The sequence below is a fragment of the Kosakonia cowanii JCM 10956 = DSM 18146 genome (genome assembly GCF_001975225.1).
GTDB classification, from domain to species: Bacteria; Pseudomonadota; Gammaproteobacteria; order Enterobacterales; family Enterobacteriaceae; genus Kosakonia; species Kosakonia cowanii.
On the sequence record NZ_CP019446.1, the window covers coordinates 104,457 to 113,443 of the forward strand.

At 55.3% G+C, this 8,987-nt stretch carries 3 protein-coding genes and 1 pseudogene; 1 reads left to right on the forward strand and 3 read right to left on the reverse strand.

The window, feature by feature from the left end; translation table 11 throughout:
- Positions 1–66: 66 nt before the first annotated feature.
- The 3 genes from BWI95_RS22550 to BWI95_RS22560 all read right to left on the reverse strand — a co-directional run bounded on the left by BWI95_RS22550 (position 67) and on the right by BWI95_RS22560 (position 8,316).
- On the reverse strand, positions 67–1,644 hold the full coding sequence (locus BWI95_RS22550) for an HNH endonuclease (protein WP_076770400.1): 1,578 nt from the start codon (positions 1,642–1,644) through the stop codon (positions 67–69).
- Positions 1,645–1,750: 106 nt separating this feature from the next.
- The gene (locus BWI95_RS22555; RefSeq protein ID WP_076770401.1) at positions 1,751–4,768 is read right to left on the reverse strand and encodes an MAC/perforin domain-containing protein; all 3,018 of its coding nucleotides are present in this window, start codon (positions 4,766–4,768) and stop codon (positions 1,751–1,753) included.
- A gap of 71 nt (positions 4,769–4,839) precedes the next feature.
- Positions 4,840–8,316: an autotransporter domain-containing protein gene (locus tag BWI95_RS22560; RefSeq protein WP_415859165.1), complete on the reverse strand. Its 3,477-nt coding sequence runs from the start codon at positions 8,314–8,316 to the stop codon at positions 4,840–4,842.
- Between the two features lie 355 nt (positions 8,317–8,671).
- Here BWI95_RS22560 and BWI95_RS22565 point away from each other — a divergent pair.
- A pseudogene (locus BWI95_RS22565) lies at positions 8,672–8,869 on the forward strand (PIN domain-containing protein); the annotation flags it as partial.
- Positions 8,870–8,987 lie beyond the last annotated feature (118 nt).

Consider the following 8,987-nt stretch of genomic DNA (forward strand, 5'->3'; position numbering starts at 1 on the left):
CTGAATGTATATTTGAAACATCCCGATCTGACCGAAAATTATATAATAATCGTCATTGTCAATAAATCAGACACCATTCATTTCCAGTCCAATGGCTTTTAAAGTAGACTTGAGCTCACCTTCATTAAATAAAAAATCCAAGGAAGATAGAAAATGCTTTATTCTTTTATTTACAGCAAAAGGTCCAGTGCCCTCTTGAACTACAATATGTTTCTTAAGTACATAAGCCTGAATTCCTTTGACAATATCAATCTTAGAATTCTTACACAACGAAGAGGTTATAATCAGGTCTTCAAGACCTGAAACATTAGTCCTCTTTAGCCTGCGTTCAACACGATCATCCAGAAAATCCAAATTAAGTTTGTTAGCACGCTTACTGTTATTGCAGCCCTGACATACCGCCAGAAGGTTAATGCTTTCGTGGAACTTTTTTTTCTTAATCGTGGGGTCAATATGGTCAATTTGAAAGGACTGCGCAGGATAAAAGCCGAGGCAGTAGTAGCAGCAGTGATACAGCAATACTCCATCTTCAGTAAATCCCTGCCTGGTTGCGAGATACTTTCTCAGATCTTTTCCACCCATCAATCTATTCTGTTTAACGTTAGCCCTGTTTTTTTCAGCTGTAGCCTTCGTCAGTGACTTAGAGATTTTTTCTCTGGTGCTTTTACTTTCGTGTGGATATTCATAAGCTTCCTTGAGTCTGTCATCTTCTACACTGAATGAGTCGGGAAAAATTCTGTCACGTAAATGCGCTTCAACAGATGATAAATCATCCTTGCCTACCCTTTCAGGAGTGCTATCCGAATAAAAAATCTCTTGTTTTTTTTGCGTGAGTTCAAGTATTTTATGAAAGTTATTTAACACATTTAACAAACTGTTTTCATAAAAAATTACCGGCTCAATGTATTTTCCCGATTCTTTATTCTCGGGATTGTTAAATACATAGACTGGTATGCCTTTGATTTTAGGCTGCGGAGGTGTACGGTAAGTCCACAGATGCTCAAATTTTGTCAAGCCGGTTTGCATACCTCTACCCTGAATCTCATCTGTGCCTGGTATGCAACGGATTTGTGACAGCCACTGAACGACCTCGGTGATATCGACATCTTCTGTACGCTCCCGAAAACTCGTATAGGTTGGGTTATCAATAAGTTTAGCAACTACAGCTTCCGGGCTGACAGCGCCGGAAACTATTTCCCAGTAACATCCCACCGTACAGTACAGGGATATATAAATCGGAAGTTTATGTATGATGTCTTCAGCTATCTTCAGGGAGTTGATGAAATTTGTTGTGTCAACTCCTCTGGCCTCACAATTAGTGATGGCGTTTCTGATTATATCCTTATCGAGCCTGTTTCCTTTCGATGTATTACACCCATTGCAACAAAGGCAGAAGTTCTCATCGTTAAATACATCCTCATCGAGCACTGTATAAACAGACTTTTTGCTGTCTGTCAGAAACTGATAGCGCGCATAGGTTTTGAACGGAATAATGTGGTCGACAGCAGCATGTTCAGGATCGATGGGCTCATTGCAGTATGGGCATAACGACATCGTTTTTTTTTCTTCGAAAAAAAAAGCAAGCTTGTTAAGGTATCCTTTCCTTTCTATTTCGGTAAATTGCTGATCTGGCTGGTTATCCATTCCAAATTCATTTTTTATAAATTTGTAAATTATTGGTTCAAGCATGGCTGCTGGCCTCTACCTTCACATCATTCTGGTGACAGCCAGAGAGCTGTCACCAGAATGATTATTTTTTCATTAGCACTTTAGGTGCAATGCGCGCTGCATTACCGGCTTTATTTCCTTCATAATGAAGGCTGAGACCGGCGATGCCAGTCCCACTGCTTTTCATTACCTCTTTGCCTACCTCCACATAGCCCGGCTGCCATTCTGTGAGGGTGCTTCCATCCGAGTATGCTCCGACCCAGTCGCTTTCTTTCCTCGATTTATATTCGAAGCAGAGGACGTTTTTCACGCCTCGCCGGATGGACAGGCGCAGCGAGTAAATGGGCCAGTCGGGCAGGAAAACCATGGCGGTCTCAACGTATACCGGTGACAGGTCCTCAAACAGCTGATTATCACTGTTGGGGGCGCCCTTATGTTGAATGATTTCTTCTCCGCCGCCAGTTCTCTGCGTTTTCAACCGCATCTGTAAGGCCCAGCCCTCGCCGAATCCTATCCCCGGTCCACCTGGGAATAACGACACGTTGTACGTTTTACGGTCAACAGCGTACAGACTGATTTCACGGATATATCCGTTAATCACCAGCTCCCTTGAGTCCACCGTAAACACCTCCTCTCTCTCTTCAAATGCCTGACCGGCCAGCAAGGAATACTCAGCTTCGCTGGCTCTCTCGTTTTCTGAGATCTCCTCCATTTTCCATGCGGTATCGACATCTGTTTTCTGCCCGGACAAAAATACGGGCTGGCTTCCGTCAGACTCGACGCCCACTGACAGCATCTTGTCTGTCAGTGGGCCGCTCGCTGGCATCAGATGGCCGTTGACGTTGTTTTTCCAGCGCTGGGTCAGTAATGCATCATACGTCGTGGCGACAGGATAAGGTGCCCCGGCATTGTCCGTGGAAGACAGGTAGACGTCTTTTCCTGTGCTCGTTTTCAGACAGGAGGTAATATTCCCCGCCGCGTCTTGCTGCCAGAGCTGATGTGGCCCGCCTGTGTAGGGCTGCGCGCAGACAGTGTAATGTTTCCCGTCTGTGAGCTCTTTCTGGTATGCACCTTCCAGCACCGACAGCGCCAGTTTATTGTCCTTACAGGTGAACCGGACCCTGCGTTCAGCAACAACCGGTGGCTTGCTGTCAGTGACCTCTTTCTCCGATAATTCCTGTAGAGTCCACAGCTGGGTCAGATCCGACCCTGGCGTCTGTTTTGTCAGTGTCAGTTTCTCACTGTTGCCTGCAGTCAGAACAAACCGGTTAGCAGCATCAGATAAGGCGGTATTAATAATCTCACCCGCCTCTGTGCATAGCCATTGCTGAAGCGAGGAGGATCCTGCTTTACTGAGCAGGACGTCATAGACCGAGTCCTTATTTCCCGCTCCTGCGGTCAGGGCAAAAGCGATGTCTTCACGCCTGCCTGTTGCCCCGGGTTTGACCCTGATATAGCTGATGATTTGCCCGTCGGCAGTGAGATGCCACATCTGCGCCTGACTGAGGGCAGGGTGTGACAGCACGGCTGCATCCCACTGCCGCGGAGGAGTCAGCCCCAGCGATACCGCGGCCGGCCTGGCGAGGTTCTGAATACTGAAATAAATTTCCCGCGCTTTTGAACCCGCTCTTTCTCCATATTCTCCGAAGAATAAAAACGAGGCATCCTCATCATTCAGAAGAGAACGCTTATCACTGACGTGCGAAAACTGTTCCAGCACGCGCCACGCCTCATTTCTGAGCGCCTCCGGCAGCAGGTTGACGGTAGGCACTAAATTTTCACGCTGAATGGCAGACCAGCGGCGATAATCTGCCAGAGAATCTGCCCACAGGCTGGCATTCTGAACTGCAGATCCCTCCCCGCCGACCGCCTGAAAAATAAGGCGCTGAGCTTCTCTTGCTGTCTCCTCTGACGAGGACGTCTGAACCGAGTTTTCATATTTCATACCTGCGTCGACGCTGGCAGCCGGGTGAGAGAAACTGGCTTTGACAGCGACCGCAAAGCGCTCGGTTAGGTCGGTGCTCTGTTCCTTCGTCGTCAGCTGCTTTTCCTCGGTCGCATACAGGCGCCCGCCCACCCGGGTACTGACTGGCACAAAATGACCGAACGTATCGAGCACCTTTTTCAGCCGCCTGAACCGTGCTTTCAGCGCCTCGCTGGCCTGCCGAACCGTCAGATCTGCGTCTGTTTCTGCTGGCGCATCGTCTTTAGCGGGCTCCTCTGAAGCTGGAAGGGGGATTGTGAGCGCGGTCCGGCAGGCCCGGATAAATGCCTGGCTGGCGCACACTTCTGAATCATCAAAGGATAATTCGATCATGGGCAGATAAAAACTGGCTGTCGTGTACAGCGTCCTGTTTATTCCTCCCGCTGTGACCCGACTCTGGCTTGACGATCCGTACTCGGTTCCAATCGCAGCGCTTTTAATTGACCCCATCGCGACGTTCAGCGATAAGGTGAGATTGGTCACCCCGTTTTTCTGCATCTGATGGACGGATTCATTGCTGGTATGGTTACTTTCAAAATAACCAGAGAAGTTAGGTCGGCGGTAAAACAGTGTAGCGGGAAGGCTCTCGCTGTCTTCATCAGTCCCGGACAACTGGGCGTCAGGGCGCCTGAGAACTTCACGAAACCCTGACTCCACGGTATTTGCCGAGGTCTGGTCAACCACCACTCCCCGGTAAAATCCGATGCGATCCAGCAGGTCATTTCGCTGCGCGGTATTCAGGTCGTAAAAATCGTGCACGGGGTTCAGGGTTACGCCCGTGGCATTTATCAGGGCAATTGCATCCCGGCTGGAAAAATTTCTGTCTCGTGAGGCCAGCGCCTTCATTTCCTCAAACAGTTTCGTACTCAGATCGGGCGTGCTGACCCGGACAGCACTCATTAGCGCAGACCGCCTGTCAGCTGCCTCTCTTTCGTCAGCCTTATAGCGTTCTTCCGCGTCTCTCTCCGCTTTGCTGAGCTTTATCATCTCATCACTGTTTTGTAGCCTGGCCAGCCTCTCCTCTGGGGTTCTGCCATGACTGTCTTTATGCGGCATGTAAGCTGTGATATGTGGCTTACCGCTTTCTCCGTCACTGCTGTCGTTTTCCGGCACCATCGTGCTGAACTCCTTCTGGAAGTGATGAAACTGCGTGATGCAGGCCCCGTGGGAACCTGCTTATTCTGTCGTCAGAAATCAATGTTGAACCGGATCATCACCATCTGCTCGCGCGTGCGCTGCGCGTCCAGCCCCAGCGTGCCCTGATAGGTAATAGCCGGCGTGATGTTGTACGGCAGAAGAAAATCAATCCCGGTGCCGACCGTCATCGCCTGCCGGCTGGTCTCCGCCAGCGCCACGCGCCAGGTGTCGTCAGCGGTGTCCGCGTATCCGACCCGCGCGGTACCAGCGTCGCTGAGAGTCTGTGCATATTCAATGCGCCCCAGCAGGCGCAGGATGCCCCAGCGGGCCGGTACGGTGCGTTCTCCACGCAATCCGGCGGACGTCAAGACCTGCGCAACCGTCTGTGGCGCGTAAGCCAAGCCGAACGCACCGGCGCCCGACTCGCTGAAGCCGTCCAGCCACGTGCGGGTGTACTGCAGACGGGCATAGGGTGAAACCAAGCCGTCGGGCGCACGGAATTCATACCCCGAGGTCAGCGACGTAAAGACCTGATGTCCCGACCGTGAACCGCGGGCCACGGCGTCGGAATCCGTGACCGCACGGCGGCTGTCAAAGCTCAGCGTGCCGTGTCCCAGCAAACCGTCCACAAAGAAGGACCCCGGATGATAGCTGCCGTAGAGGGCGGCGCTGAGCGCGCGACCGTTTGTCCGGGTGCTGTTGTCGCCAACGTCGCTGACGTCGCGGCCGAAGCCAATGCCCGCTCCGCCGGTAAAGGTTCCGCTAAAGCGGTAGTCGGCCCCGGTAGTCACGCCCACGGTGGTGTGACTGAAGCGCACCCCGTCCGCATTGTCTCCACCAAAATCAACATACCCTCCGGTCCAGTATGACAGCCTCCGCGCCTGCTGTTCGCTGGCGAAAGGCAGTCCCGGAGCGACAGGCTGGCGCTGCACGTCCGTCAGGCCCGGTTTCTGCTGCTGCCAGGCCGTCGTCCACATATTCCGGTCTGCGTCGCGCTCAGGCCCGGAGGAGGGCATGGAAAAGTGGATGCCGGCCATGTCAGTAGGCAGGTCGGTCCCGCGGTGCAGCTGCTCCAGGCGGTCGCTGAAGTTGCGCAACTGAGCGCGGGCAAAATTCTGTGCGGCCTGATACTGCGCGCTCACCAGCCCGATGACGTCAGCATCCCTGGACGGGTCAGGGCGCGCGGTAATGGTCAGGGTAATAAGCGCTGGCGAAGTGGTCCCGACCGCGCTGGTCAGTACATAGCGGAGTGTGAGGGTGCCGCTGGCCTGCGCGGCGGCGGTGAACAGTAGCTGATAGCCGTCACCAGAAGCCTGGATTGAAGCCTTACCCAGACTGGTGTCTGGCTGCTCCTGCAACCGTGCGCCGGTGAACGGACCGCCGGTCGCCCCGCCGGTCAGGCTGACGGTGACCGACTGCCCGGCGGCCACCATGGCGGTATGGTCAGCCGCGGACGATGCCGCCGCGCCAATGTCCAGCGAATATCCCGCCTGGTGAGCCCTGCCGGTGGCATCGGTCACCAGAACGCTGAACGTGCTTCTCCCGGAAACTTGCGGAGTACCCGACAGCTGGCCGTCACTAAACGTCAGTCCACGCGGCAGGGCGCCGCTCAGCTGCCAGCGATAGGGAGCGGTGCCGCCCGTGACACTGAGAGCCTGAGAGTATGCCTGCCCGGCTTTTCCCTCTGGCAGGGTGCCGCCCGCGGGCTGAAGCTGCAGGGCCGCGGATACGGCGGCACTGACCGCCAGCGAGTAGCTGGCCGTGCCGCTGTTGCCCAGGCTGTCAGTGGCAGTAACCTGGAAGCGGTAAGTACCGGACGCGGTCGGCGTTCCGGCCAGCGCCCCCGTTGCCGCGTTCAGCATGACGCCGGCGGGCAGGGTGGTGGCGCTGAAAGTATAGGGTGTGCTGCCGCCCGAAGCCGTCAGCGTCTGGCTCCAGCTGCTGCCCGACGTGGCCGGAGGCAGAGCGCCGCTGCCCGGTGACAACGTCAGCAGCACCGGCGTCACGGTCAGCGACACGCGGGCGCTGGCGGAAGTGCCGCTGCTGTTGGAGGCAGTATAGGTAAAGCCGTCGCTGCCCGCATACCCTGTGGCAGGCGTATAGGACACCGTCAGACCCGAAACGGCCAGGCTGCCGTGAGCCGGCGGGCTCACAATGCTGAGCGAGCTGGCCGTTCCGCCGGAGAGACTGAGCGTGACCGGATTGCTGCTGCTGTTGGCGGCCACGGTTGCCGTGCTGTCGCTGGCCACCGGTGAGGCGGCGCTGACGACCAGCGTATAGCTGGCGCTGCCGGTCGCACCGTTCGCATCCGTTGCGGTGACCTGGAGGCTGTAGCTGCCTGCGGCAGAGGGCGTTCCGGACAGCGTGCCGACCGATGCGTCGAGCGTGATCCCGGCGGGCAGTGCGGTGGCGGACCAGGTCCAGGGAGAGGTGCCGCCGGAAACCGTCAGATTCTGTGACCACGCGTTCCCCACAATGGCAGCGGTCAGCGCGCCTGATGCCGGCGTCACCTTTAGTACCGGAGGGGTAACCGTCAGAGATACGGTGGCATCGGAAGAGGTGCCGCCGCTGTTAGACGCATTCCAGATAAAGCTGTCGCTGCCTGAATAGCCGGCTCCGGGCGTGTAAATCACCGAGGTCCCGCTGACCGTCGCGCTGCCGTGCGCCGGTGAGGAGACCAGCGTCACTGAGCTCGCCGTTCCGCCGCTCAGGGAGAGCGGTATGACGTTGTTCGTGCTGTCAGCGGCTACGGTAGCGGCGCTGCCTGACGAAACCGGGGCGGCTTCCGCGCGAGTGACGCTGAGCGTATACGCCCGGGTCGTACCGTCCTGCGCCGTGACGACGACGGAAATGCTGGTTGTGCTGCCGGATGTCAGGCTGACGGACTGGGACGCCGAGCCGGATGCGACGGCGGTGCCGTCTACTGTCACGGTGGCGTGGCTCTCGGTAACAACGGGGGTGACAGTGACGGATGACACGCTGCTGGCGACCGAGGCGCTGTAACTGCTGGTTGCGACGCTGAAGGATGGTGACAACGTGCCTGACGAAAGCTTCAGATCGGAAAGCGTGGCGTCGGCGGAGATGACGGAGGCGCTGGTGCAGCTGAACACCAGATTGCTTATCTGACCGTTCGACGTCTTGGCGCGTAGGGCGACGCCGTTTGCCTCAAGGCTGCCTGAGGGCACGGTGATAGTCTCGGTGTGAGGCGAGCTACTGGGAGAGCTGGCGGCATTGTAGGTCTGGAAACTGCTGAGGTTGTAACGCGCAATGCTGACGCTGTCAGCCATCGCCGCGCTTCCACCGTATGCCCCACCGCTGTCGGTAAAGCTCAGCGTCAGGGCATCACCGGTCGCAAAGTCAGAAGCCGGGTAGCGGTTTGTGCTGAAGTCAAGGATGGAGGAGCCCGAGAGGGCATTTACCGCGGCGCAGCCGTTTGACAGCGCGAAGGCGACTGGCACAGAACAAAATATGACAAAAGCGGTGGTCAGGCCGACAGTTGTCCGCCTGAAAAAGCTGGCACAGCGCATAGTTCACCCAGAAACGTTTTGTTAGATTGTGTTTAAGATTTATCCTATAAGGTAAATTATCATGAGAAATTACTGCCACAAATACTGCCGGGCGAATATGAGCGCCTGCCTCCCTTCTCGCCACATACCCAGTGAAACATCCTGACTTACAATGGTTGCAGAATGATAAGCACTACTGAAGATTAGATTTATCAGCTTAATTAACTTCCTCCCGAGACTGCCCGAACACGTTTATCGCGGGTTTAAAGGCTGAACAGATCCGAGATTCCCTGCTAATTTTCTGTAGTTTATTTACACACAGAAACACCAGCGCGAAACATATAACCTGATAAGGAAATAAGCCGATGGTCGATGCGTTCTCGCCTGGGATCGTGCAGCAGTGGATGCCACGACTGAAATTAAGGTCGCACTGGCCGCAGCCGGGACACCTATAGGGCCGAATGACACGGCGATTGCAGGGCACGCCATCGCGGCCGGCGCCATTCTGGTCACCAACAACTCCCGGGAATTTGCCCGCGTCCCCGGACTCGAGCCTGAAGACTGGAGCCGTTAACCCGCCGTTTCCGGTCAATTTTACGTTGTGACGCCGGTGCCTCACTCCGGCACATTGCGACCCTTTACAGGGCAGAGAAGATAATAAGCATCAAACTGACAGAAGCAAAGATGGAGTC

Bases quoted from the DNA above. Each gene is read 5' to 3' on its own strand.
- BWI95_RS22550 (WP_076770400.1), bottom strand. From the start codon at position 1,644: ATGGATAACCAGCCAGATCAGCAATTTACCGAAATAGAAAGGAAAGGA.
- BWI95_RS22555 (WP_076770401.1), bottom strand. From the start codon at position 4,768: ATGGTGCCGGAAAACGACAGCAGTGACGGAGAAAGCGGTAAGCCACAT.
- BWI95_RS22560 (WP_415859165.1), bottom strand. From the start codon at position 8,316: ATGCGCTGTGCCAGCTTTTTCAGGCGGACAACTGTCGGCCTGACCACC.